General features: G+C 64.8%; 22 protein-coding genes. 15 read left to right on the top strand and 7 right to left on the bottom strand.

Going from position 1 to position 21,296, the window contains the following annotated elements:
* The first annotated feature begins 6 nt into the window (after positions 1–6).
* Genes ACUJB0_RS19415 through ACUJB0_RS19430 form a run of 4 tightly spaced genes read left to right on the top strand, consistent with a single transcriptional unit; the run spans position 7 to position 4,561 of the window.
* On the top strand, positions 7–1,803 hold the full coding sequence (locus tag ACUJB0_RS19415) for a CIA30 family protein (RefSeq protein WP_444846642.1): 1,797 nt from the start codon (positions 7–9) through the stop codon (positions 1,801–1,803).
* A 37-nt stretch (positions 1,804–1,840) separates the two neighbouring features.
* Entirely contained in the window at positions 1,841–2,935 is a 1,095-nt protein-coding gene (locus ACUJB0_RS19420; protein ID WP_444846643.1) for a sensor histidine kinase, read from the top strand.
* On the top strand, positions 2,932–3,543 hold the full coding sequence (locus ACUJB0_RS19425; RefSeq protein WP_444846644.1) for a response regulator transcription factor: 612 nt from the start codon (positions 2,932–2,934) through the stop codon (positions 3,541–3,543). The genes ACUJB0_RS19420 and ACUJB0_RS19425 overlap by 4 nt, the downstream gene beginning before the upstream one ends.
* A 37-nt stretch (positions 3,544–3,580) precedes the next feature.
* A complete protein-coding gene (locus tag ACUJB0_RS19430; protein WP_444846645.1) occupies positions 3,581–4,561 on the top strand; it encodes a ribonuclease T2 family protein in 981 nt (326 codons plus the stop codon).
* Positions 4,562–4,577: 16 nt separating this feature from the next.
* Here ACUJB0_RS19430 and ACUJB0_RS19435 read toward each other — a convergent pair whose 3' ends face one another.
* Entirely contained in the window at positions 4,578–4,868 is a 291-nt protein-coding gene (locus tag ACUJB0_RS19435) for a hypothetical protein (protein WP_444846646.1), read from the bottom strand.
* A 279-nt stretch (positions 4,869–5,147) separates the two neighbouring features.
* Between ACUJB0_RS19435 and ACUJB0_RS19440 the strand changes: the two genes are divergently transcribed.
* Together ACUJB0_RS19440 and ACUJB0_RS19445 are read left to right on the top strand one after the other, a co-directional pair.
* Positions 5,148–5,978: a ParB N-terminal domain-containing protein gene (locus ACUJB0_RS19440; RefSeq protein WP_161085582.1), complete on the top strand. Its 831-nt coding sequence runs from the start codon at positions 5,148–5,150 to the stop codon at positions 5,976–5,978.
* A 34-nt stretch (positions 5,979–6,012) separates the two neighbouring features.
* Complete coding sequence (locus tag ACUJB0_RS19445; RefSeq protein ID WP_444846647.1) at positions 6,013–8,226, top strand: acylase; 2,214 nt, start codon at positions 6,013–6,015, stop codon at positions 8,224–8,226.
* Here ACUJB0_RS19445 and ACUJB0_RS19450 read toward each other — a convergent pair.
* From ACUJB0_RS19450 to ACUJB0_RS19460, 3 genes are read right to left on the bottom strand one after another with little or no spacing between them, the layout of a single operon-like run.
* On the bottom strand, positions 8,211–8,615 hold the full coding sequence (locus ACUJB0_RS19450; RefSeq protein ID WP_444846648.1) for an HNH endonuclease family protein: 405 nt from the start codon (positions 8,613–8,615) through the stop codon (positions 8,211–8,213). The two genes, ACUJB0_RS19445 and ACUJB0_RS19450, sit on opposite strands and share 16 nt — an antisense overlap.
* A 40-nt stretch (positions 8,616–8,655) precedes the next feature.
* On the bottom strand, positions 8,656–9,834 hold the full coding sequence (locus ACUJB0_RS19455) for a trans-sulfuration enzyme family protein (RefSeq protein ID WP_444846649.1): 1,179 nt from the start codon (positions 9,832–9,834) through the stop codon (positions 8,656–8,658).
* Positions 9,831–11,198 carry a pyridoxal-phosphate dependent enzyme gene (locus tag ACUJB0_RS19460; protein WP_444846650.1) on the bottom strand — a complete coding sequence of 456 codons (1,368 nt, stop codon included), beginning with the start codon at positions 11,196–11,198 and terminating at the stop codon, positions 9,831–9,833. The genes ACUJB0_RS19455 and ACUJB0_RS19460 overlap by 4 nt, the downstream gene beginning before the upstream one ends.
* A 195-nt stretch (positions 11,199–11,393) precedes the next feature.
* On the opposite strand from ACUJB0_RS19460, the gene ACUJB0_RS19465 reads away from it, so the two are divergent.
* The gene (locus ACUJB0_RS19465; protein WP_444846651.1) at positions 11,394–11,954 is read left to right on the top strand and encodes a thymidine kinase; all 561 of its coding nucleotides are present in this window, start codon (positions 11,394–11,396) and stop codon (positions 11,952–11,954) included.
* A gap of 5 nt (positions 11,955–11,959) precedes the next feature.
* On the opposite strand, the gene ACUJB0_RS19470 is transcribed toward ACUJB0_RS19465, so the two are convergent.
* Both ACUJB0_RS19470 and ACUJB0_RS19475 read right to left on the bottom strand, forming a co-directional pair.
* Entirely contained in the window at positions 11,960–12,538 is a 579-nt protein-coding gene (locus tag ACUJB0_RS19470) for an isochorismatase family protein (RefSeq protein ID WP_444846652.1), read from the bottom strand.
* Positions 12,539–12,565: 27 nt separating this feature from the next.
* Positions 12,566–13,429: a pirin family protein gene (locus ACUJB0_RS19475; RefSeq protein ID WP_444846653.1), complete on the bottom strand. Its 864-nt coding sequence runs from the start codon at positions 13,427–13,429 to the stop codon at positions 12,566–12,568.
* Positions 13,430–13,531: 102 nt separating this feature from the next.
* On the opposite strand from ACUJB0_RS19475, the gene ACUJB0_RS19480 reads away from it, so the two are divergent.
* The 5 genes from ACUJB0_RS19480 to ACUJB0_RS19500 all read left to right on the top strand — a co-directional run bounded on the left by ACUJB0_RS19480 (position 13,532) and on the right by ACUJB0_RS19500 (position 16,859).
* Positions 13,532–14,422, top strand: coding sequence for a LysR family transcriptional regulator (locus ACUJB0_RS19480; protein WP_444846654.1), 891 nt, complete (start codon positions 13,532–13,534; stop codon positions 14,420–14,422).
* Between the two features lie 83 nt (positions 14,423–14,505).
* On the top strand, positions 14,506–14,751 hold the full coding sequence (locus ACUJB0_RS19485; RefSeq protein ID WP_444846655.1) for a TA system antitoxin ParD family protein: 246 nt from the start codon (positions 14,506–14,508) through the stop codon (positions 14,749–14,751).
* Positions 14,752–14,853: 102 nt separating this feature from the next.
* Positions 14,854–15,144: a type II toxin-antitoxin system TacA family antitoxin gene (locus ACUJB0_RS19490; RefSeq protein WP_444846656.1), complete on the top strand. Its 291-nt coding sequence runs from the start codon at positions 14,854–14,856 to the stop codon at positions 15,142–15,144.
* A 105-nt stretch (positions 15,145–15,249) separates the two neighbouring features.
* Entirely contained in the window at positions 15,250–15,822 is a 573-nt protein-coding gene (locus ACUJB0_RS19495) for a hypothetical protein (RefSeq protein ID WP_444846657.1), read from the top strand.
* Positions 15,822–16,859: a radical SAM protein gene (locus ACUJB0_RS19500; RefSeq protein WP_444846658.1), complete on the top strand. Its 1,038-nt coding sequence runs from the start codon at positions 15,822–15,824 to the stop codon at positions 16,857–16,859. The genes ACUJB0_RS19495 and ACUJB0_RS19500 overlap by 1 nt, the downstream gene beginning before the upstream one ends.
* Before the next feature lie 131 nt (positions 16,860–16,990).
* On the opposite strand, the gene ACUJB0_RS19505 is transcribed toward ACUJB0_RS19500, so the two are convergent.
* Entirely contained in the window at positions 16,991–18,382 is a 1,392-nt protein-coding gene (locus ACUJB0_RS19505) for an MFS transporter (RefSeq protein ID WP_444846659.1), read from the bottom strand.
* Between the two features lie 131 nt (positions 18,383–18,513).
* Between ACUJB0_RS19505 and ACUJB0_RS19510 the strand changes: the two genes are divergently transcribed.
* The 3 genes from ACUJB0_RS19510 to ACUJB0_RS19520 all read left to right on the top strand — a co-directional run bounded on the left by ACUJB0_RS19510 (position 18,514) and on the right by ACUJB0_RS19520 (position 21,268).
* Complete coding sequence (locus ACUJB0_RS19510; RefSeq protein ID WP_444846660.1) at positions 18,514–19,044, top strand: hypothetical protein; 531 nt, start codon at positions 18,514–18,516, stop codon at positions 19,042–19,044.
* 137 nt (positions 19,045–19,181) lie between these two features.
* Complete coding sequence (locus ACUJB0_RS19515) at positions 19,182–20,516, top strand: sensor histidine kinase (protein ID WP_444846661.1); 1,335 nt, start codon at positions 19,182–19,184, stop codon at positions 20,514–20,516.
* Positions 20,516–21,268 carry a LytR/AlgR family response regulator transcription factor gene (locus tag ACUJB0_RS19520; RefSeq protein ID WP_444846662.1) on the top strand — a complete coding sequence of 251 codons (753 nt, stop codon included), beginning with the start codon at positions 20,516–20,518 and terminating at the stop codon, positions 21,266–21,268. Before ACUJB0_RS19515 ends, ACUJB0_RS19520 begins: the two co-directional genes overlap by 1 nt.
* Positions 21,269–21,296 lie beyond the last annotated feature (28 nt).

The raw sequence follows: 21,296 nt of genomic DNA on the forward strand, positions 1-21,296 counted from the left end.
ACTTCAATGAAACCTGTATTTTCGACCATGCTGTTCGCTTGTGGCCTCGGCCTGACCCTCCCGGCGCTGGCCGACACCTGGCTGATACGCGACGCCCGCGTGTTCGATGGTGAGCAGATGTACGCCAAGCGCTCGGTGCTGGTCAAGGACGACAAGATCGCCGACGCCGACTTCCGCAGCGCGGCGCCGGCCGGCGCGCGCATCGTCGAAGGCGCCGGCCGCACGCTGCTGCCTGGCCTGATCGACGCCCACGTCCACGCCTACCGCCACCTGGAGCTGCCGCTGATGTTCGGCGTGACCACGCAGATCGACATGTTCACCGCCGTGGAAACGATGCAGGCGATGAGCGCGAAGATGCGCGCCAACGCCAACCACGGCCAGGCCGACATGTATTCGGCCGGCACGCTGGCCACCGCGCCGGAGGGCCACGGCACCGAATACGGCTTGCCGATCCCCACGCTGACCCGTCCCGAGGAGGCCCAGGCCTTCGTCGACGCCCGCATCGCCGAGGGCTCGTACTTCATCAAGATCGTGATGGAGAGCGGTTGGCCCGGCCATCCGATGAAAACGCTGGACCTGCCGACGGTCAAAGCCCTCATCGCGGCCGCCCACGCGCGCGGCAAGCTGGCGGTGGTCCACATCAGCAAGCTGGCCGACGCCCGCGCCGCGCTGGACGCGGGCGCCGACGGCCTGGCCCACCTGTTCAACGCCCGCGACATGAGCGGAGAGGAAGTGGCAGCCTTCGTCCAGTTGGCGCGGCAGAAGCACGCCTTCATCATCCCGACCCTGAGCGTGCTGGAAAGCGTCGCCGGCCTGCGCGAGGAGGACGTGATGGGGGACGCCGGCCTGGCGGCCCTGCTCACCAAGGAGCAGATGGCGCCGTTGAAGTCCCCATACGGCGCCCAGCCCAATCCCGCGCTGATGGCGGCGCCGCGGCAGCTGGTGGCGGCGCTGGGCAAGGCCGGCGTGCCGGTGCTAGCCGGGACCGACGCCGGAAACGCCGGCACCCAGCACGGCGTGAGCCTGCTGCATGAGGTGCGGTCGCTGGTGGAGGCCGGGCTGACGCAGCAACAGGCGCTGGCCGCCGCCACGTCGGCGCCGGCGCGCGCCTTCAAGCTGGCCGATCGCGGCCGCATCGCCAAGGGCTACAAGGCCGACCTGCTGCTGGTGCAGGGCGACGCCGGCAGCGATATCGGCGTGCTGCACGACATCGTCGAAGTGTGGAAGGACGGCGACGCCGCCAGTCCGCTGCGCAAGGCCCAGCAGGACAAGGTGGCGCAGGAGCTGGCGCCGCGCACGCAACCGCCGATGGCGCTGCCGGACGGCGGGCGTATCAGCCAGTTCACGGCCGACAAGCTGGCCAGCCCGATCGGCATGGGCTGGGTGCCGTCCACCGACCAATTCGCCGGCGGCAAATCCACCGTCGACTTGAAGGTGCGGGAACCCGGCACGGTCGCGGTGAACGCGAAGGTGGTGCCCGGCTTTGCCTATCCCTGGGCCGGACTGGCCTTCATGCCGGGCGCGCAGATCATGCAGCCGGCCGACCTGCGAGGCGCCAAGGTGCTGCGCTTCCGCGTCAAGGGTGACGGCCGGCGCTACAATGTCGCCGTGCTGTCGAGCGGGATCACGATCCCGGTCAACCAGGGCTTCGAGGCCTCGGCCGAGTGGAAAGAGGTGGCGCTGCCGTTCGACGGCTTCAAGGGCATCGACTTCGGCGCGGTGACCATGATCGCGTTCAACGCCGGCCCGGTGGTGGGCGACTACCAGTTCCAGATCGCCGACGTGCGGCTGGTGAACGAATAACGGAACGGGGAAGAGCTTGGGCATTGATCGGAACTTGGTGAACGTGCTGCGCGCGCCGTGGGTGCCGCCGGCCATGGGCAAGGGCCCGTACCTGTGGGCGTGGTCATTCCTGTTCATCCTGTGGAAGTACGTCTACATCGGTCCCAGCCCGGCAGAGATGGCGTGGCTGGCGCTGACGGTGCTGGTGTTCTTTCCCGTGTATTTCCTCAGCTTCTGGCGCAGCAACCTGCAGGTGGTGCCGCTGCTGCTGTTCGTCGTGCTGCTCGGCGTGTTGTGGGCGCCGTATAATTCCGGCGCCAGCACCTTCTTCATCTTCGGCTGCGCCATGTGCTCGCGCTTCGAACGGCGCGGCTATTCCTACCTGGGGATCGCGCTGGTGCTGCTGTGCGCCTGCGTGATGACGCCTTACGTCACGTTGAAGATCAACTTCCTGGCGCCGGCGCTGATCGTCGGCGGCCCGGTCGGATTCGCCAGCGTCATCGAGGAAAGCATGCGGCGCTCGCGCGACCAGTTGCTGCGCAAGCAGGAGGAGGTGGCGCACCTGGCCCGCATCGCCGAGCGCGAACGCATCTCGCGCGACCTGCACGACCTGCTGGGCCATACGCTGTCGATGATCACGCTGAAGGCCGAGCTGGCGGGCAAGCTGCTGGAGCGCGACCCGGCGGCTTGCCGCGGCGAGATCCGCGACATCGAACAGGCCGCGCGCAACGCCCTGGGCGAGGTGCGCTCGGCGGTGACGGGCATCCGCCAGACCGGCTTCGCGCACGAGCTGGCGACGGCGCGCGCCAGCCTGGCGGCGGCCAATGTCGGTTTCACCGAGCAGGTGCAGCCGTGCGTGCTGCCGGCCGCGCTGGAGAACGTGCTGTCGCTGGCGCTGCGCGAGGCGGTGACGAACATCCTGCGCCACGCCGGCGCCTCGCACTGCGAGGTGAGGATGACGCTGGAGCCGGGCATGGTGCTGCTGCGGGTGCGCGACAACGGCCAGGCGCTGGAGCGGGGCGGCGCCATCGTCCACGGCTCGGGCCTGAGCGGCATGAAGGAGCGCGTGACGGCGCTGGGCGGGCGCCTGGCGCTGCGGGTCGACCGCGGGCTGGCGCTGGAACTGAGTTTGCCGATGGGAGGGACTGCATGACGATGATATCCGTGGTGATCGCCGAAGACCAGGCGCTGGTGCTGGGCGCGCTGGCCGCGCTGCTCAAGCTGGAGGGAGATATCGATGTGGTGGGCCGCGCCGCCAACGGCCAGCAGGCGCTGACGCTGTGCGAATCGCTGCGGCCGGACATCCTGCTGACCGACATCGAGATGCCGCTGATGACCGGGCTGGAACTGGCCGCCGCGCTGGCCGCGCAAAGCCTGCCGACGCGGGTGATGATCGTGACCACCTTCGCCCGCAGCGGCTATCTGCGGCGCGCGCTGGGCGCCGGCGTGCGCGGCTACCTGCTCAAGGACGCTCCGGCCGAGACGCTGGCGGCGGCCATCCGCACCGTGCACGCGGGCGGGCGCGCCATCGCGCCGGAGCTGGCGCTGGAGAGCTGGAGCGGCAAGGAGGATCCGCTCAACGAGCGTGAGCGGCAGGTGCTGCGGCTGGCCGGCGAGGGCTGCAGCAGCGGCGACATCGCGCGCCGGATCCACCTGTCCGAGGGCACGGTGCGCAACTACCTGTCGGAGGCGATCAGCAAGCTCGATGCCGGCAACCGCGTCGAGGCCTTCCGCCTGGCCCGCGATGCCGGCTGGCTGTAATAGAATAGCGCGACTTTTCCCCACCTTAGGAGTTTCCATGCATCGTCATCTCGCAGCGCTGCTGCTGGCCATCGCCGCGTTCGACGCCGCCGCCAGCGAATCGGCCAGCGGCACATTCACCGCGACCCAGTCCTGCGAGGCGTTCGCCTCCTTCGCCAAGCGCACCAATCCGGGCGAGACCAAGGTCGCCGCCGGCACCGCCTACACGGTGCGCGAGATTAACAAGGTCGAATACGACTGGCTGCGGGTGGAGGTGCCAGGCGCCCAGCCATCCCTGCGCTGGGTGCAGCGCAGCTGCGGCACGCCGGCGCTGGCCGAGCAGGCGGTCAAGGCGCCGTCCGGCGGCAACGGTGGCGGCGAGTCGTGCAGCATCGCCAACAAGCAGGACAGCTATGTGCTGGCGATCACCTGGCAGCCCGGGTTCTGCGAGCACGTGCCGTACAACGGCAAGAAGCCTGAATGCGACGCCATGAACAGCGGCGCGCTGGAAGCCAAGACCCTGAGCCTGCACGGCCTGTGGCCGAACAAGAAGGAATGCGGCACCCATTACGGCGGCTGCGAGGGTCCGGCTTTCGCGCTGACCAAGGAAACCATCGACAAGGTGGCGCCGTGGATGCCCAACTTCTACTTCGAGCGCACGTTCGGCGCGTACGAGTGGAACAAGCACGGCAAATGCCAGGCGCTGCCGCCGGACGAGTATTTCGTCAAGGCGGTGTCGGCGGTCAAGGTGGTGAACGATTCGGAGGTCGGCAAGATCGTGCTGGGCAGCGCCGGCAAGAGCTTCCGCGTCGGCGAGTTCTTCGACCGCGTCAAGGCGCGCTACGGCGAGCGGGTGGCGGCCAGCATCACGCTGGTGTGCACCCAGCACAAATACCTGCAGGAGATCCGGGTGGCGCTGCCGCTTGATTTCAGCACCGGCGGCGAGCTGCCGCAATTGGTCGGCAACGCCGCCCCGTCGGCGCCGCGCGAGATCGGCTGCGACGACCAAGTGCTGGTCGAGGCGGCCGGCCGGCACTAGGCCGCGGTCATGCCGCTCAGGCGGCCGGCAATTCCTGCAGTCCGCTCCAGGACAGCGACGCCGCTTCCGTCACCAGCACCGAGACCCCGGACTGGATGGTTTCCGCCAGGCGGTGGACGGCGTCGCGCACCTCGTTGATGGTTTCGCCGCCGTGGTACATGAAGGTGCCGGGCGGCAGGTGATAGGCGCGCCCGTCGTCGGCCCTGACGCCGGCGGCGATATTGTATTTCGACAGTTCGTGGCTCAGGCGCACGATGGTGTCGGCGGCGGCATCGGCGAAGGAGACTTGGATTATGTAGTTGATCATGGTCGGGCCTTGGTTGATGAAGTTGCATCATGCGACAAGGCCCAGGCAAAAGCAATCCAAAAGAAAAGCCCCGAGCAGGAGGGAAACCTGTCGGGGCTTATGTCAAGTGGCCGGAGAAAGCTTGTTGACTGGAGAGCATGATAGTGGAGAAGGCTTAAGATTGCCTTAATTGCCATTGTCGGCCCAGGGCTTTGGCCGCGCGCGCGGATGGTGTAGCATGCGGGACGGCGATTTGGCCGGGCGCACAGGCGCCGGCCCGCCGGTATTTCGAGGACAACTATGCAAATCAAAATTAACGACGTGTTGCGCGGCTATATCGAGCCGCTGACCGAGGCCGAATACGCCGCGCTGGAGCGCAGCATCCTGGTGGAAGGCTGCCGCGACGCGCTGGTGCTGTGGGAAGACGTGCTGGTGGACGGCCACAACCGCTACCAGATCTGCCAGCAGCATGGCATTCCGTTCAAGGTCACGGAAAACACCAGCTTCCGCAACCTGGACGACGTCAAGCTGTGGATGATCGATAACAACCTGGGCCGCCGCAGCATTTCCGACTTCCAGCGCGGCGTGCTGGCGCTGCGCAAGAAGGAAATCGTCGCGGCCCGCGTGGCCGAGCTGGCCGCGCAGGCCGCCGCCGAGGATGCGGCCATCGCGCCGCCCGAGGGCGAGGCGCCCAAGGCCAAGCCGGCCGCCATGCCGCTGACCTCGCGCGAGGACATCGCCCGCGCCGCGCGCCTGAGCAGCGCCACCATCAGCCAGATCGAAAAGATCCAGAAGACGGCCACGCCGGAGCTGGTGGAGGCGGTCCGTTCGGGCACGATCTCGATCAACGCGGCCGCCACGGTGGCTTCGTTGCCGGAGGCGGACCAGGTGGCCGCGGTCGCCGGCGGCAAGAAGGAGCTGCAGAAGGCCGCCAAGGAAGTGCGCGAACTGCGCGCCGCCTCGCGTCCGGCCAAGGAGCCGAAGGAGGGCGGCGGCGATTACGGCCGGCCGCTGACCGAGGTCGAGGAACTGCGCGCCGAGAACGCATCGCTGAAGGAAAAGAACGCGGCGCTGCGGGCGGAAATCACCGCGCTGCAGCTGCGCATCTCGGAACTGGTCGACGCCAGCTGAGTTGTAGTCCCCACCACCGCCCGGAGTCCTGTCGATGCGTTCAAGCTTAGCCCTGATGTGTTGTGTTGCGATGAGTACGGCGGTGGCGGCGCCGCCGGTGGCCAAGCCGGCGGACAAAGCGGAGGCTGCGCGCCTGAAGGCCGCAGCCCAGCGCGTGACCATCCTGCGCGACAAGTGGGGCATCCCCCACGTCTACGGCAAGACCGACGCCGACGCCGTGTTCGGCCTGATGTACGCGCAGGCCGAGGACGACTTCAAGCGGGTCGAGCGCAACTACATCAACGCCATGGGCCGGCTGGCCGAGGTTGAAGGCGAGGCCGAGCTGTATCGCGACCTGCGCATGAAGCTGTTCATCAATCCGGCCGAGCTGCAGGCGCAGTACAAGCAAAGCCCGGCGTGGCTGAAGCAGCTGATGGTGGCCTTCGCCGACGGCTTGAACTACTACCTCGCCACCCACCCCGACGTGAAGCCGGCGTTGATCACGCATTTCGAGCCGTGGATGGCGCTCAGCTTCAGCGAAGGCAGCATCGGCGGCGACATCGAATCGGTGGACATCAAGCAGCTGCAGGAGCTGTACGCCAACGGCGCCAAGCTGCCGCTGGCGCCGCCGGTGCTGCTGTCGGCGCGCGGGGACGGCGTCGACCTGGACAAGGAACCGGGCGGCTCCAACGGCTTTGCCATCGCGCCCGCGCTGACCAGGGACGGCCACGCGCTGCTGCTGATTAATCCGCACACCTCGTTCTATTTCCGGCCCGAGGTGCAGGTGCACAGCGAGCAGGGCCTGAACGCGTATGGCGCCGTGACCTGGGGCCAGTTCTTCGTCTACCAGGGCTTCAACGACCGGCTGGGCTGGATGCACACGTCCGGCGGCGGCGACGTCATCGACGAATACCTCGAGACCATCAGCGAGAAGGATGGCCAGTTCCACTACCAGTACGGCCAGGAGCTGCGGCCATTGAAGGCGGTCGACATCGCGCTGCCGTACAAGACGGCGGACGGCACGGCCAGCAAAACGGTCAGGGTCTACTACAGCCACCACGGCCCGATCGTGCGCGCGAAGGACGGCAAGTGGATCGCCGTGCGCCTGATGAACGAGCCCTTGAAGGCGCTGACGCAATCCTACATCCGCACCAAGGCCCGCAGCTACAAGGACTTCTACAAGGCCATGGAGCTGCGCACCAACTCGTCCAACAACACCGTGTACGCGGACGCCGACGGCAATATCGCTTACTTCCACGGGAACTTCATCCCCAAGCGCGATCCAAAGTTCGACTGGAAGCATCCGGTCGACGGCAGCGATCCCGCCACCGAATGGCAAGGCCTGCATGCGGTGAAGGACACCATCACGCTGTTCAACCCGAAGAACGGCTGGATACAGAACACCAACAACTGGCCCTACACGGCGGCCGGCGCGTACAGCCCGAAGGCGCGCGACTATCCGGCCTATATGTCGATGAATCCCGAGAACCCGCGCGGCATCCACGCGGTGCGGGTGCTGGAGAACAAAAAGAACTTCACGCTCGACAGCCTGATCGCCAGCGCCTACGACACGCAGCTGCCGGCCTTCGAGCCGTTGCTGCCGCAGCTGTTCGCGGCATGGGACGAGCTGCCGGAAGGCGATCCGTTCAAGGCCAGCCTGGCGCCGCAGATCGCCGCGCTGCGCGGCTGGAACATGCGCTATGCACTGGATTCGGTGCCGACCTCGCTGGCGATCTTCTGGGCGCAGGACTTGGCGGCGACCTACGGCCCGGCCGCCAAGGCGCGCGAGGTGCAGGTGCTCGACTACCTGCAGGCCGCGATCACGCCGCAGCAGCGCTTGCAGGCATTGGAGCGCGCCTCGGCCAAGCTGGCGGCGGACTTCGGCACGTGGCAGACGCCGTGGGGCGAGATCAACCGCTTCCAGCGCCTGACCGGCGACATCGTCCAGCCCTTCGACGACAGCAAGCCCAGTCTGCCGGTGGCGTTCGCGTCGGCCAACTGGGGATCGCTGGCGGCCTACGGCATGACGTCAAAGAGCCAGACCAAAAAAATCTACGGCGAGCGTGGCAACAGCTTTGTGGCGGCGGTGGAGTTCGGGCCGCGCATCAAGGCGCGCAGCATCCTGGCGGGCGGGGAGAGCGGCGATCCGGCCTCGCCGCATTTCAGCGACCAGGCCGCGATGTATGCGCGCGGCGAATTCAAGGACGTGTTGTTCTACAAGGCGGACGTGGAAAGGCACCTGGAACGCAGGTATCATCCCGGCGATTGAGGCTGTTCTTCGGGCGGCACGGCGTCGGGCGCCGGCGCCTGGGCCGGCTCCCTGATCCACGCCAGGTTCTCGACCTTGTTGTTGCGCAGGTTGCCGTCCTTGTGGCGGACGTTCTTCAGGCCCGATGGATTGGGCAGATGGACTTCGGCCACCAGGTCGTGCACCAGGAATTCGCCGGTGCGCTGGCCGTTGCGCAGCTTGACCATCAAGCCTTCCGGCGTGACCTTGGGCCGCAGCGCCGTCACCTTGGGGCCGCCGGCGGCCAGCACGCGGCCATCCTTCGACACCTTGTAGAAGTCGCTGCCGGGCACCGGCTTGGCGCTGGCCACGCCGATCGAGTAGATGGCGCCTATGGCCAGTACGCCAATGATGATTAAGAGGAATTCCATGAGCTCTCAGGCTGATTACGCAATGCCCGGATACTAGCACCTAAATCGCGTCGAGCGAACGGCGAATATCGGCCCTTAAGTCCTCTATATCCTCGATTCCCACCGACAGCCGTATCAGCCCGTCGCCGATGCCCAGCTTGGCGCGCTGCGCCGGCGGGATGGTGGCGTGGGTCATCAGGGCCGGGTGCTCGATCAGGCTTTCGACGCCGCCCAGGCTCTCGGCCAGCGCGAACACTGAGCAGCTTTCCAGGAAGCGGCGCGCGCCCGGCAGGTCGGTCTTCAGGTCGATCGAGATGATGCCGCCGAAGCCGTCCATCTGGCGCTTGGCCAGTTCGTGCTGCGGGTGCGATTCCAGGCCGGGGTAATAGACCTTGCGCACTTCCGGCTGCTGCTCCAGCCAGCGCGCCAGCTCCAGCGCGCTGCGGCAGTGGCGTTCCATGCGGATCGCCAGCGTCTTCACGCCGCGCAGCGCCAGGAAGCTGTCGAACGGGCCGGCGATGGCGCCCACCGAATTCTGCAGGAAGCCGAGCTGCTCGCTCCACGCCTGCTGGTGCGGCTCGCCGCCCACCACGGCGATGCCGCCGATGATGTCCGAGTGGCCGTTCAGGTACTTGGTGGTCGAATGCACGACGATGTCGAAGCCGTGTTCCAGCGGGCGCTGCACCAGCGGGCTGGCGAAGGTGTTGTCGGCCACGGCGATGATGCCGCGCTCGCGGCAGATCTTGGCGATGGCCTTCAGGTCGGCCAGCTTGAGCATCGGGTTGGTCGGCGTTTCGACCCACACCATTTTGGTCTCCGGCTTGATCGCGGCCAGCAGGTTTTCCGGGTTGGTCAGGTCGACGTAGGTGAAGTCGTGGCCGGCGCTGCGGCGGCGCACGCGCTCGAACAGGCGGTAGGTGCCGCCGTACATGTCGTCGCCGGCGATGATGTGACTGCCGGCGTTGGCCAGTTCCAGCACCGTCGATATCGCCGCTAGGCCGGAGGCGAAGGCGTAGCCTTGCGCGCCGCCTTCCAGGTCGGCCACGCAGCGCTCCAGCGCCCAGCGGGTCGGGTTGTGCGAGCGGCCGTAGTCCAGGCCCTTGTGCACGCCCGGGCTGTCCTGCACGAAGGTCGAGGTGGCGTAGATCGGCGGCATGATGGCGCCGGTCGACGGGTCGGGCGATTGGCCGGCGTGGATCACGCGGGTGGCCAGGGCGGCTTTTTTGTGCGGTTGGCTCAAGATAAAGTCCTTCTCAGGTGGTTCAACAAATCGAAGCGGGTGATCAGGCCATAGAAGGCGTCGGCGTCGGCCACCACGGCGGTCAGGCCGCGGTCCAGCGTGCTGCGCAGCGCCTGCACGCTGGCGCTCGGGTGCAGCGTCTCGAGGCGGGAGGTCATGGTCGCGCCGACCAGGCTGGAGAATTGTTCGGCGTGGTTGTCGACCTTGAGCAGCAGGTCGGACTCGTCGATGATGCCGACCAGCTTGCCGTTCTCCAGCACCGGCAGCTGCGCCACGTCGGTGCTGCGCATGCGGTTGAAGGCGGTCAGCAGCGTGTCGCCGGGGGAGACGCTAACGACGTCGCCCTCGTCGTGGCGGCGGCCGATCAGGTCGCGCAGGTCGTGCAGCGGTTCGCGCCGCAGCAGGCCCTGGTCGTGCATCCAGCCGTCGTTGTAGACCTTGGACAGGTAGCGGGTGCCGGTGTCGCACACGAAGGTGACCACGCGCTTCGGTGTGGTCTGCTCGCGGCAGTACTTGAGCGCGGCGGCCAGCAGCGTGCCGGTCGACGAGCCGCCCAGGATGCCTTCGGCGCGCAGCAGGCTGCGGGCGCTGTCGAAGCTTTCCTGGTCGGTGATGGTGTAGGCCTTGCGCACGCCGCTCAGGTCGGCGATCGCGGGGATGAAGTCCTCGCCTATGCCTTCCACCGCCCACGAGCCGCTGGTGTCGGACACGCGGCCGGTCTCGACGTATTCGGTGAGGATGGAGCCCTTGGGATCGGCCAGCACGAAGCCGACTTGCGGCGCGGCGCGGCGGAAGTAGCTGGTCAGGCCGGCCAGCGTGCCGCCCGAACCGACACCGACCACGATGGCGTCCAGCTCATGGCCCATCTGTTCCCAGATCTCCGGGCCGGTGGTGGTCTCGTGCGCCAGCGGATTGGCGGGGTTGTTGAACTGGTCGGCGAAGAAGGCGCCGGGCAGCTCGCGCGCCAGCCGGGCGGCGTAATCCTGGTAGTAGTCGGGATGGCCCTTGCCGACATCGGAGCGGGTGGTGCGCACCTCGGCGCCGAGCGCCTTCAGGTGCAGCACCTTTTCGGTGGACATCTTGTCCGGCACCACCAGCAGCACGCGGTAGCCCTTGAGGCGGCCGACCAGCGCCAGGCCCAGGCCGGTGTTGCCGGCGGTGGCTTCGACGATGGTGCCGCCCGGTTGCAGCCGGCCGTCGGCCTCGGCCGCTTCAATGATGGACAGGCCGATACGGTCCTTGATCGAGCCGCCGGGGTTCTGCGATTCGAGCTTGAGGAACAGCTGGCAGGGGCCGGTGTCCAGGCGGGTGACCTGGACCAGCGGAGTGTTACCGATGAGTTTGAATAATGCGGGGGTGGGCATACGATTCTCCTTGCGAACTGTCTGCACGGAAGGATTGTGTCCGTCCGTGCTTTTTTGTAAAGAGCGGATGGTAGGTCGCTCGATAAGCGCTGGAAACGAATGTTTTCGAGTTTCTATATGCGAAAAGGGCAACAGCCAGTATGCGCCTTTTTCAAGAACGACGGTTTATAATCGCGCTCTTCAAAAGGGGCAGTAGTGGCTAAACTTTATTTCCGATATTCTGCGATGAACGCAGGCAAGTCCACCGCGATGCTGCAAGTGGCGCACAACTATGAAGAGCAGGGCCAGCAGGTGCGCCTGTTCACCGCCGCCATCGACAACCGCTACGGCGTGGGGCAGGTGACGTCGCGGCTGGGACCGCAGCGGCAGACCGAGGTGTTCGACGCCGGCACCAATTTCCTCGATGCGATCGACCGCAAGATCGCCTGCCTGCTGATCGACGAGGCGCAGTTCCTCAGCACGCAGCAGGTGCAGCAGTTGCACCAGCTGGCGCAGGTACGCGGCATCCCCGTGATCACCTACGGCCTGCGCACGGACTTCCGCGGCGAGCCATTCCCCGGCTCGGCCTATCTGCTGGCGCTGGCCGATGATATCGAAGAGCTCAAGAACATCTGCACCTGCGGCAAGAAGGCCACCATGAACATCCGCGTCGACGAGAACGGCAAGCGCCTCAAGGAAGGCGAGCAGATCAGCATCGGCGGGAATGAAAGCTACCGCCAGGCTTGCGGGCGGTGCTTCTACACGGACAGCCACTAATCTCCTTACTCGCCGACCATCAACACCTGAACCAGCTGGCTACCTTCCGGCGTGGCCCAGCTGCCCGCCAGTTCAGCGATCAGCTGATTGGTCGTGGTCAGCGTGACGCCGGCGCGTTCCATGCGGCGCAGCGCGATGTCGTCGGCCATCTTGGTCGGCGAACCGCCCGCGTCGGCAACCACCTGTACTTCGTAGCCCATGCCCACCAGGCTTAAAGCCGGGTAGACCGTGCACACGTCATTGGTCACGCCCGCCAGGATCAGGCGCTTGCGTCCGGTGGCCTTGACGGCGGCGGCGAAGTGTTCATCGTCCATGGCGTTGACGATGCCCAGGCGCTTGATACGGGCGGCGAACTCGGCCGGCAAGATGGCCTCCAGCTCGCTCAGCAGCGGACCTTGGGCGGCTTCCTCCATGCTGGAAGTCAGCACGGTCGGCAGCTTGAGGATCTTGGCCGACTTGGCCAGGATCAGCGCGTTGCGTTTCATTTCGTCGAAGGTGGTGGACTTGACCCAGCCCATCGTGCCGACCTGGTGGTCGATCAGCAAAAGGGCGGCGTTGTCGCTGGTGAATCTCTGGAAGGTCATGTGATTTCTCCTTGGGGTTGAATGGTCCTACGCGTGATTTGCCGGCGCAATGGGGGAGTCCAATGTGCCGAAATCGCCGTGTTGATAAGCCGCGATGGCGGCGGCGAGCGCCTCGGGCGACGCGAGCGCCATCGGGCCTTGCCAATGCACCGGCTGCTGCAGCGGAGTACCGGTGAACACCACGGCCTTGGCGCCGCCCCGGACGGCCGCGAGCGAGATCGCGTGCGGTGCCTCCTGCGCTGGAAAGGCCGGCAGCGTGAATTTGTCGAGTTCATATGTTTGCCCGTTGACCGACAATTCGCCGTGGATCGGCATGACGAAGGTGCTCTGGCCGGCCGCAACCGGCACGGTCAATTCGGCGCTGTCGTCAAGGCTGATATCGAGCAGGGTGATCGCGGTCGGCGGGCGCAGCGGGGAGTGCGCCTCGCCGAAGCTGCCGAGCGGCACGCGCACTTTCGCGCCGGGCAGCTGCACGACCGGCACATCCTCCGGCGCCAGGCTGAGCGCGTGCGGCGCGTCGTGCTGGCGTTCGCGGGCGAGGTTGACGAAGATCTGCAGCATATGGACGGTCTTGCCGGTCTCGACGGGAACCTCTTCGTGCATCAGGCCACGGCCGGCGGCGGTCCAGTGCAGGCCGCCCGGTGCGATCAGGTTGCGGTTGCCGAGGGAATCCCGATTGTCGATACCGGTTTCCGAGTCGAGAAACAAATACGAGACCGCCGAGAAGCCGGCGTGCGGATGCGGCGGAAACGTGGGCGCGCTGACCCAGGCGTGATCGACGCCGAGGATGGGATCGATCGGCTCGGCCGCCTGGTCGCCTCGCAGCGAGTAGGCGCGGAAGTGGCTGCCGAGATTCATGGGCCGCAGTTGGGCGATGGTGGGCCGGGTCATGTGCTGCTCCTCAGTGACGATGAGGCGTTATCATGCATTGATGCATATTCAAAGTAAATGTGTGAAAATGGATATAACTGATCCATTTTTGACGCAATCTCCATGAAAATATTGAACGACATGGCGCTCTTCGTGGAGGTCGTCAAAGCGATGAGTTTTCGTGGCGCGACCGCCGCGACCGGCGTGCCGAATTCCACCTTGTCGCGGCGCGTCACTGCGCTGGAAAAGTCGATCGGGCTGCGGCTGCTGCATCGGACGACGCGCAAGATCGAATTGACCGAAGCCGGGCAGCTGTATTTCGAACGCTGCAAGCGCATCGTCGACGAAGCCAACCTGGCGCACGAGCAGCTCGGGGAAATGCTGGCGCAGCCAAGCGGCGTCTTGCGCGCTTCGATGCCGGAGGGTTTCGCAAACATCTTCCTGGCGCCATTGATCGCCGAGTTCGCCCGCAGATATCCCGGCATTCGTTTTGAATTGGATCTGGGTGCGCGGCCGGTCGACCTGGTCACGGAGCCGGTCGATGTGGCGATCCGCATGGGCGAGCCGCCGAGCTCGAACCTGATCGCGCGCCGTCTCGCCGTCCTGCCGCGCTATCTCTACGCTTCGCCCGCCTACCTGGACGTGGTGGGAGAGCCGAAGCAGGTGTCCGACCTGGCGCGGCATGAATGCCTCAGGCTACGCGCCTCCGAGCCCGACAGGTGGTCTTTGCTTCAGGGCGACACCCGGGAGGAGGTCGTGGTGGGCGGCCGCTTCTTGCTCAACAGCGTCAGCATGATTCAGCGCCTCGCCACGCGCGGCATGGGCATCGCCGTCCTGGCCAGGGATATCGCCGCCGACGACGTCGCCGCCGGGCGCCTGCGCCGCGTGCTGCCGGAGTGGCAGGCCACGCCGATCCCCGTCTACGCCCTGACGGAAACGCGACTGCTGCCAGCGAAGATACAGCGCTTCATTGATTTCTTACGGGAGCATCTGGGAATGATCGATCCTGTATAGAATCCGGCGCCGCGCCGCCTTTGGCAGGTTGCAAAAGGTTGCAAACGGCGACACACTGAAATCTCGAACCTGGAGGTGAAATCATGTCAATTGCACTGAGATTACCGGATTACTTAGTGGAAATGGCCAAGCCGTACGCGGCGGCGGAGCACCGCTCTGTGCCGAAGCAGATTGAATATTGGGCGCGCTTGGGCAAGTTGGTGGATGAGAACCCCGGCTTACCTCTCCAGTTCATTAAGGATACGCTTCTCGCCGCTGAAGAAGCGAAGGCCGGAATGCTGACGCCATACCAGTTCGGACGACCATCGGAACGTAGAACAGCCCCCTGACGCCGGCGTTGGCGCCGACGAATACCTCTGCGGACAGCCACTAAATCTTTATGTCTTGCTGATGCTGGGGGGGTACAGTAAGAGATTACAAAGGAGTCTGCCATGACGTCTGCTACCGTCCGTCTCGATCTTCGCCTTGAGTCCCGCGAGAAGGACAGGATCGTCAAAGCCGCCGCACTGCGAGGTATGACCGTGTCGGCCTTCGCACGTGATGTCTTGCTACGTGAAGCGCATGCCACCATCGTGGCGGATAGTGTTGTCGTCTCGGCTGCGTGCAATTACCGACTAAAGCAGCCGCCAAGCCAGTGCCGCGTCAGTTGCTGTTCGCCGAGGGCAGGGGAACGCCTGCACCCGGCGCGGCGCCGCCGATGCGGCGCAGCACCGGCGTCTTGAATTCGTGACAAAGTGTGAGTGTGTGGATAATTCTTTCGGCTAGATTGTCTAAAGTGGCTATGCAGGGCGTTCGCGCCAGTTGATTTCACACGTGAAGGAGTTGCGATGACCGAAAAACTGGACCTGACCAGCCCGGAGTTCACCAGCAGGGCGGTGAGTTTCACGAATCTCATGCGAACGCCGGATTTCAAGAAGCGGTTCTTGGCCGATCCCTCGGGGACGGCCATGCGTGAGTTCCATTTGAAAATGCCTTCGCGGGCAATTAGCTCTGCGAACAAGGCGTTTGCATCGCTCATGCAAGACGACGCGTTCAACAAGTGGTGCGAGGAGTTTCAGCACAAAGTCGAAACGGAGGTTCCGTCTTTGACTGAGGCGATGACGCTCACTGAAATGGTCAACAACTCGAAGGCCGTGGCCGCCAGAATTCAGAAGGAGTTTTCAGATGGGGTCGCTTCGCACTTCCCCGAGGGAATTGCTAACAAATTCATGGGCAAGAAGGTGCTTGGCGGGCAAGTCTCCGGCGAAGACGACGTCGCGATCGTGCTTCTCGTTTTCGTTGCAGTAATCGTGGTCGTCGTTGCTCCGCACTCGCGGGACGATCTGTTGTCCAGGAACACCGTGCGGCTGCTGGTAAACCAGCTCGACGCACTCAAGGCTGACATTTCGCGGGAACATTGATGAAAATCCTCGACCCATTGCCGAATCCGAAGATCCTGTCCCTGTTAATGACGCTGCAGTGCACAGCAGAGTGTAAACATTGCGGCACGTTGAGCAGCCCGCGAGTAAAAGGGCGCCTCGCAGCCGATGTGGCGAGGGATCTCATCAGACAGGCCAAGGCGCTGGACTACGACTCCGTCGTGTTCACCGGCGGCGAACCAACGCTCTACGGCAAGGAGCTCTTCGAACTCATTGAATTCGCAGACAGCCTGTCCCTGCCCACGCGAATCGTCACCAATGGCCATTGGGCGAAGAATCTCGAGGCCGCGAGGGAACAGACGCACAGGTTCAAGCAAGCAGGGCTCAAGGAGATCAATTTTTCGACAGGCGATGAGCACGTAAAATTCGTGGACATAAACCAGATCATCTGGGGCATCAAGGCCGCCCTGATGGCCGGAATGCCGGTCGCGGTGATGATCGAAGTGGTGTCCGGAAACTCGGTCACCAAGTCATCGCTGCTTGCCGAGCCGCTGCTCTGCCAACTGATCTCAACGGCCGAACTCGAGTTGATCACCTTCAGCGAGAGTCCATGGATGCCGCTGGATGAGAAGCAGCTCGAACATTACCCGGAAGGGCTGGCTACCAACGCCGCCAACATTTCGCGCAGGCTCGGGTGCGATAGCGTGATCAACACGACGACGGTCCTTGCCGACGGCAAGATCATGGCGTGTTGCGGCCTTGGGACTCGAACCATACCAGAGCTCGAGATCGGCAGCGTTTTCGAAGACACCTTGGCCACAGTTCGCCAAAGGGCCGAAAGCGATTTCCTCAAACGGTGGATTCGAAACGAGGGCCCGGAGCGAATCTTGCAGTGGGCAGCTACCAAGGATTCAGGTATCAAGTGGGAGGATCAATATGCCCACCGCTGTCAGGCGTGCAAGCGTCTGTACACCGACCCAGCTGTGCGCGCAGCAATTAGGGCGCACCACGAAGAAAAGATCCTGGACGTCTTGTTCAGCGAATATTATTTATACAATTTTATTCCCGCCGAGGCGTGAGTAACCATGCCACCCTTGAAAATGAGGTGGTGTGCCCGCTTGCGCTGATTCAGCGGTTGTACAGGTGCGCAAAGACGGTCGCATATTAATTCCGCGGCGGCGTTCCCGGCCGCCGCAGAGTCGGCGCGGCATCAGTTGGTGTTTGTCGAGGGCAGTGGAGCGCCCGCATCCTGCGTCGCGCCGCCGATGTGCTTCAGCACCGGCGTCTTGAATTCGAAGCGCCTGATCTCGCCGACCATCAGCACGTAGCACAGCACCGTGACGGCGGCGTTGGCGCCGACGAACACCAGCGCGCCGGCGAACGATCCGGTCTCCTGCAGGATGTAGCCGATCACGATCGGCGTGGTAATGCCGGCCGTGTTGCCGAAGGTGTTGAACAAGGCGCCGCTCATGCCGCCGGCTTCCTTGGGCGACGTATCGGCCACCACCGCCCAGCCCAGCGCGCCGATGCCCTTGCCGAAGAAGGCCAGCGACATCACCAGCACCACCAGCCAGTCGGCGTCGACGTAGTTACAGACGATCATCGACATCGCCAGCAGCATGCCGCCGACGATCGGCGTCTTGCGCGCCATCGACAGCGACTTGCCGGACTTGATCATGCGGTCCGAGATCACGCCACCCAGCACGCCGCCAAGGAAGCCCGCCACCGCCGGCAGCGCGGCCACGAAGCCGGCCTTCAGGATCGTCATGTGGCGCTCGCTCACCAGGTAGACCGGGAACCAGGTCAGGAAGAAGTAGGTCAGCGTGTTGATGCAGTACTGGCCGATGTACACGCCCAGCAGCATGCGGTTGCCCAGCAGCTGGCGGATGCAGGACCAGGTGTCGAGCCGGGTGGTGGCGACGGCCTTGTTCTTGCTCTCCAGGTCCACCAGCGCGCCGCCTGCTTCGATGTAGGCTAGCTCGGCCGCGTTGATGGCCGGATGATCCTTCGGCCCGTAGACCGTCTTGCGCCAGATGAAGGACATGACGATGCCCAGCCCGCCCATCACGTAGAACACGCTTTGCCAGCCGAAGCTGTGGACCAGCCAGCCCATCAGTGGCGCGAACAGCACCGTGGCGAAATATTGCGCCGAGTTGAAGATGGCCGCGGCCGTGCCGCGTTCGGCCGTCGGGAACCAGGCCGAGGACAGCCGGCTGTTGCCGGGGAAGGAGGGCGCCTCGGCCGCGCCGATCAAGAGCCGCAGGCAGAACAGCGTCGAGACGGCGGCGGCGCCGGTCAGGAAGCCCACGGTGCCCATCAGCATGGTGAAGCTGGACCACAGGAAGATGCTGAAGAAATACGTGCGCTTGGAGCCGAAGCGGTCCAGCAGCCAGCCGCCCGGCAGCTGCGCCAGCACGTAGGACCAGGCGAAGGCCGAGAACACAAAGCCCATCTGCACCGGCGACAGGCCGAGCAGCTTCTTGAGCTCCGGCCCGGCGATGGCGATGGTGGCGCGGTCGGCGTAGTTGATGGTCGTGACGGCGAACAGGATGGCGAGTATCAGCCAGCGTACCCGGCTGGCCTTGGTCGGAAGAGGGGTCATGCGGTCTCCTTGCTATGGTGGTTTTGCAGCGATCATAACGCAGATGTCAGACATCGTACAACTTTAATCGGGACAATTGACGCGCTTTCGCCTCCGTGCGACGATGCGGCCATACCTGACAAGAGGCCAGAATGTTCTCGCTAAATCACCTGGGCCTGACGGTTGGCTCCATCCCATCCCTCATCTTGATATTTGTCTGGTTCTGCTTGCTGCGCTGGGTGCGGTATTCGGGTTGGGGCATCGCGATCCTGACGTTGATCGGGACGATCAGCCATGAGATCCTCCACGCGGCGGTGGGCTGGATGGTGTATGCGAAACCAACGTCGTTTTCCATCATTCCCAGACGGGGGAAAAACTACTGGATGCTGGGTTCCGTGGGCTTCAGAAACCTGAATATCTGGAACTCCGCGCCAGTGGCCTTTGCCCCGCTTCTGTTGGCCTGGGTGAGCTGGTTTATCTTCAACCATTGGACCCAGTCGGCTTTCCAGAACGGCGACTACATGAGCTGGATAGTGTCCGGCTATGTCGCGGCGGTCGCCTTGTTCTCCTGCCTTCCCTCCCATATCGACATCAAAATGGGAGCGCTGTCCGCCCTGATGTATGGCTGTATCGCTTGTTTGATTTGGCTGGGCGTTTTCCAGTTCCATCGACTGCTTGCGTAGTTGCTACGCATCTTCCCGGCGGCATTCATCCCGCCAGCACCGGTTTCCTCCCCGATTTGCGGCCATTCGTCGCATAGGCGAAGACACGCGCGTCCCTGCCGCTAGAATGGCGGTGCAAGTTCAACACGAGGAATTTAATGAGTTCTCCCCCATTTCTGCCATTTAACGCGCCTGCCGTATCGGAGGTCGAGCACGACCGCCGCCTGGTGCGCCGCTATCTGTTGCAGTCGGCGCTGCGCTTCAACGCCGGCTCGCTTTTGTTCCTGTCACTGGCGATCGCGCTGCTGCCGCTCTGGCTGAAACTCGGCCCGCCCGCGCCGGACGAAATGGAGACCCGCAAGCTGACGCCGTACATTATTGCCGGCGGCGTTGTGCTGGCGGTGATGATCTGGCTCGCACTGATGTCCAGCGGAATCGCCCGCGGCTTTCTTGCGCGGCTGGTCGAGGAGGGCAAGGCGCTGAGCGCCGAGGCGATGGCTTCCTCGGTGACGCGGCGCATCGATGCGCCGTTCAATCCCTTGACCACCTTTGACCTGTGCACCGAGTCCTTGTCGGGGCTGGCGCTGGGCACCGCGCTCGGTTATTCCGGCCCGCCGGCGTTCTTCCACGACCCTTTCAAGGGACGGATCGTGCTGGGCCGCTGGCGTCCGTTGACGCTGGGGCGCCATGTCGAGGTCAAGGTGTCGTCCGATTTGGGCCCCAGCTGCCACATCGATGTCCGCTGCCGCCCGGGCCTGGCCTGGTTCACGATCCAGCAGGGCGAGTCGCTCAAGACCGCCGAGCTGGTGTCCGCCCAACTGCGCCAGCACCTCGCACGGCATGCCAGCGCACTGGACGCGGTCCGGCGCGAGCGCGAGCTGGAGCGCACCTCGCTGCAGGCGCGCCTGTCAGCCTTGCAGGCCCAGGTCGAGCCGCACTTCCTGTTCAATACCCTGGCCAATCTGAAGTACCTGATCCGCACCGACCAGCGGGCCGCGCAGGAAATGCTCGATCACCTGGTCGGCTACCTGCAGAACGCGATGCCGGATATGCGCTCGGTGTCCTCGACCCTGGGGCGCGAAATGGATCTGGTGAGCGACTACCTGGCGGTGATGCGCATCCGCATGGGCGCGCGGCTGCGCTTCGCGGTCGAGGTGGCCGATGAATTGCGCGGCCTGCCGTTCCCGCCCGCGATGCTGATCTCGCTGGTGGAAAACGCCGTCAAGCACGGGTTGGAGCGGGCCAGCCGGCCGGGCCTGATCACCATCGGCGCAAGGCACGAGAGCGACGGGAAGGACAAGCTGCTGATCGTGTCCGTGGTCGACGACGGCGTCGGCTTGACCGAACAAGCCGGGCAGGGCACGGGGCTGGCGAATATCGCGGAGCGCTTGCTGCTGCTGTACGGGCGGAAGGCAAGCCTGTTCGTCGAGCCGGGCGACGCACACGGAGTGCGCGCCTTGTTGACTGTGCCGATTGTTGGGAGCCCCGCCTGATGCCGCGCGCCCTGATTGTCGAAGACGAGCCTTTGCTGCGGGCGGAGCTGGTGGACCAGCTGCATGCCTTGTGGCCCGAACTGCACATCGCTGGCCAGGTCGAAAACGGCATCGAAGCGGTGACAGCCATCGATGCACTGAAACCGGACATCGTCTTCCTGGACATACAGATGCCCGGCCTCAACGGCATGGAAGTGGCGCGGCATATTCCCGAGTCGTGCCAGGTCGTGTTCGTGACGGCGCATGCGGAGTATGCCCTGGCCGCTTTCGATGCCGGCGCGTCCGATTACCTGGTCAAGCCGCTGACGACCGCGCGCCTGTTGCAGACGATCCGCCGCCTGAAGTCGCGCACCGCCGCCAGCCCGCCGCCGGCCGTGTGGGAACAGTTGTTTGAGCAGGAGAGCGCGCCGGTGTACCTCAAGTGGATCAAGGCTTCGAGCGGCAATTCGGTGCGGCTGGTGATGGTGAGCGAAGTGCTGTACTTCCAGTCGAACGAAAAGTACACGCGGGTGGTGACGGAGCGCGGTGATTCGCTGATTCGCTTGCCTATCAAGTCGTTGCTCGAGCAACTGGACCCGCAGCTGTTCGCGCAAATCCACCGCAGCGCCATTGTCAACCTACAGGCCATCGACCGTATCGAACGTAGCGAATACGGGGCGCGCGGCGGCGCCGGGCTGGAGGTCGTCCTGAAGGGCCGGACCGAGCGTCTTCCCGTGAGCGAGGGATTCACCAAGCAGTTCCGCCAGATGTAGCAGCTTGTTCCACCTACCGATGTGAAAG

The organism is Duganella caerulea (assembly GCF_040362985.1).
In the GTDB taxonomy this organism is placed as follows: domain Bacteria; phylum Pseudomonadota; class Gammaproteobacteria; order Burkholderiales; family Burkholderiaceae_D; genus Rugamonas; species Rugamonas vulcania.

What these genes read in the sequence shown, in the direction of transcription:
- ACUJB0_RS19470 (WP_444846652.1), bottom strand. Translation starts at nt 12,538, where the DNA reads ATGACCTTCCAGAGATTCACCAGCGACAACGCCGCCCTTTTGCTGATC.
- ACUJB0_RS19520 (WP_444846662.1), top strand. Translation starts at nt 20,516, where the DNA reads ATGCCGCGCGCCCTGATTGTCGAAGACGAGCCTTTGCTGCGGGCGGAG.
- ACUJB0_RS19505 (WP_444846659.1), bottom strand. Translation starts at nt 18,382, where the DNA reads ATGACCCCTCTTCCGACCAAGGCCAGCCGGGTACGCTGGCTGATACTC.
- ACUJB0_RS19425 (WP_444846644.1), top strand. Translation starts at nt 2,932, where the DNA reads ATGACGATGATATCCGTGGTGATCGCCGAAGACCAGGCGCTGGTGCTG.
- ACUJB0_RS19450 (WP_444846648.1), bottom strand. Translation starts at nt 8,615, where the DNA reads ATGGAATTCCTCTTAATCATCATTGGCGTACTGGCCATAGGCGCCATC.
- ACUJB0_RS19430 (WP_444846645.1), top strand. Translation starts at nt 3,581, where the DNA reads ATGCATCGTCATCTCGCAGCGCTGCTGCTGGCCATCGCCGCGTTCGAC.
- ACUJB0_RS19445 (WP_444846647.1), top strand. Translation starts at nt 6,013, where the DNA reads ATGCGTTCAAGCTTAGCCCTGATGTGTTGTGTTGCGATGAGTACGGCG.
- ACUJB0_RS19435 (WP_444846646.1), bottom strand. Translation starts at nt 4,868, where the DNA reads ATGATCAACTACATAATCCAAGTCTCCTTCGCCGATGCCGCCGCCGAC.
- ACUJB0_RS19475 (WP_444846653.1), bottom strand. Translation starts at nt 13,429, where the DNA reads ATGACCCGGCCCACCATCGCCCAACTGCGGCCCATGAATCTCGGCAGC.
- ACUJB0_RS19510 (WP_444846660.1), top strand. Translation starts at nt 18,514, where the DNA reads ATGTTCTCGCTAAATCACCTGGGCCTGACGGTTGGCTCCATCCCATCC.
- ACUJB0_RS19480 (WP_444846654.1), top strand. Translation starts at nt 13,532, where the DNA reads ATGAAAATATTGAACGACATGGCGCTCTTCGTGGAGGTCGTCAAAGCG.
- ACUJB0_RS19485 (WP_444846655.1), top strand. Translation starts at nt 14,506, where the DNA reads ATGTCAATTGCACTGAGATTACCGGATTACTTAGTGGAAATGGCCAAG.
- ACUJB0_RS19500 (WP_444846658.1), top strand. Translation starts at nt 15,822, where the DNA reads ATGAAAATCCTCGACCCATTGCCGAATCCGAAGATCCTGTCCCTGTTA.
- ACUJB0_RS19490 (WP_444846656.1), top strand. Translation starts at nt 14,854, where the DNA reads ATGACGTCTGCTACCGTCCGTCTCGATCTTCGCCTTGAGTCCCGCGAG.
- ACUJB0_RS19460 (WP_444846650.1), bottom strand. Translation starts at nt 11,198, where the DNA reads ATGCCCACCCCCGCATTATTCAAACTCATCGGTAACACTCCGCTGGTC.
- ACUJB0_RS19495 (WP_444846657.1), top strand. Translation starts at nt 15,250, where the DNA reads ATGACCGAAAAACTGGACCTGACCAGCCCGGAGTTCACCAGCAGGGCG.
- ACUJB0_RS19440 (WP_161085582.1), top strand. Translation starts at nt 5,148, where the DNA reads ATGCAAATCAAAATTAACGACGTGTTGCGCGGCTATATCGAGCCGCTG.
- ACUJB0_RS19515 (WP_444846661.1), top strand. Translation starts at nt 19,182, where the DNA reads ATGAGTTCTCCCCCATTTCTGCCATTTAACGCGCCTGCCGTATCGGAG.
- ACUJB0_RS19415 (WP_444846642.1), top strand. Translation starts at nt 7, where the DNA reads ATGAAACCTGTATTTTCGACCATGCTGTTCGCTTGTGGCCTCGGCCTG.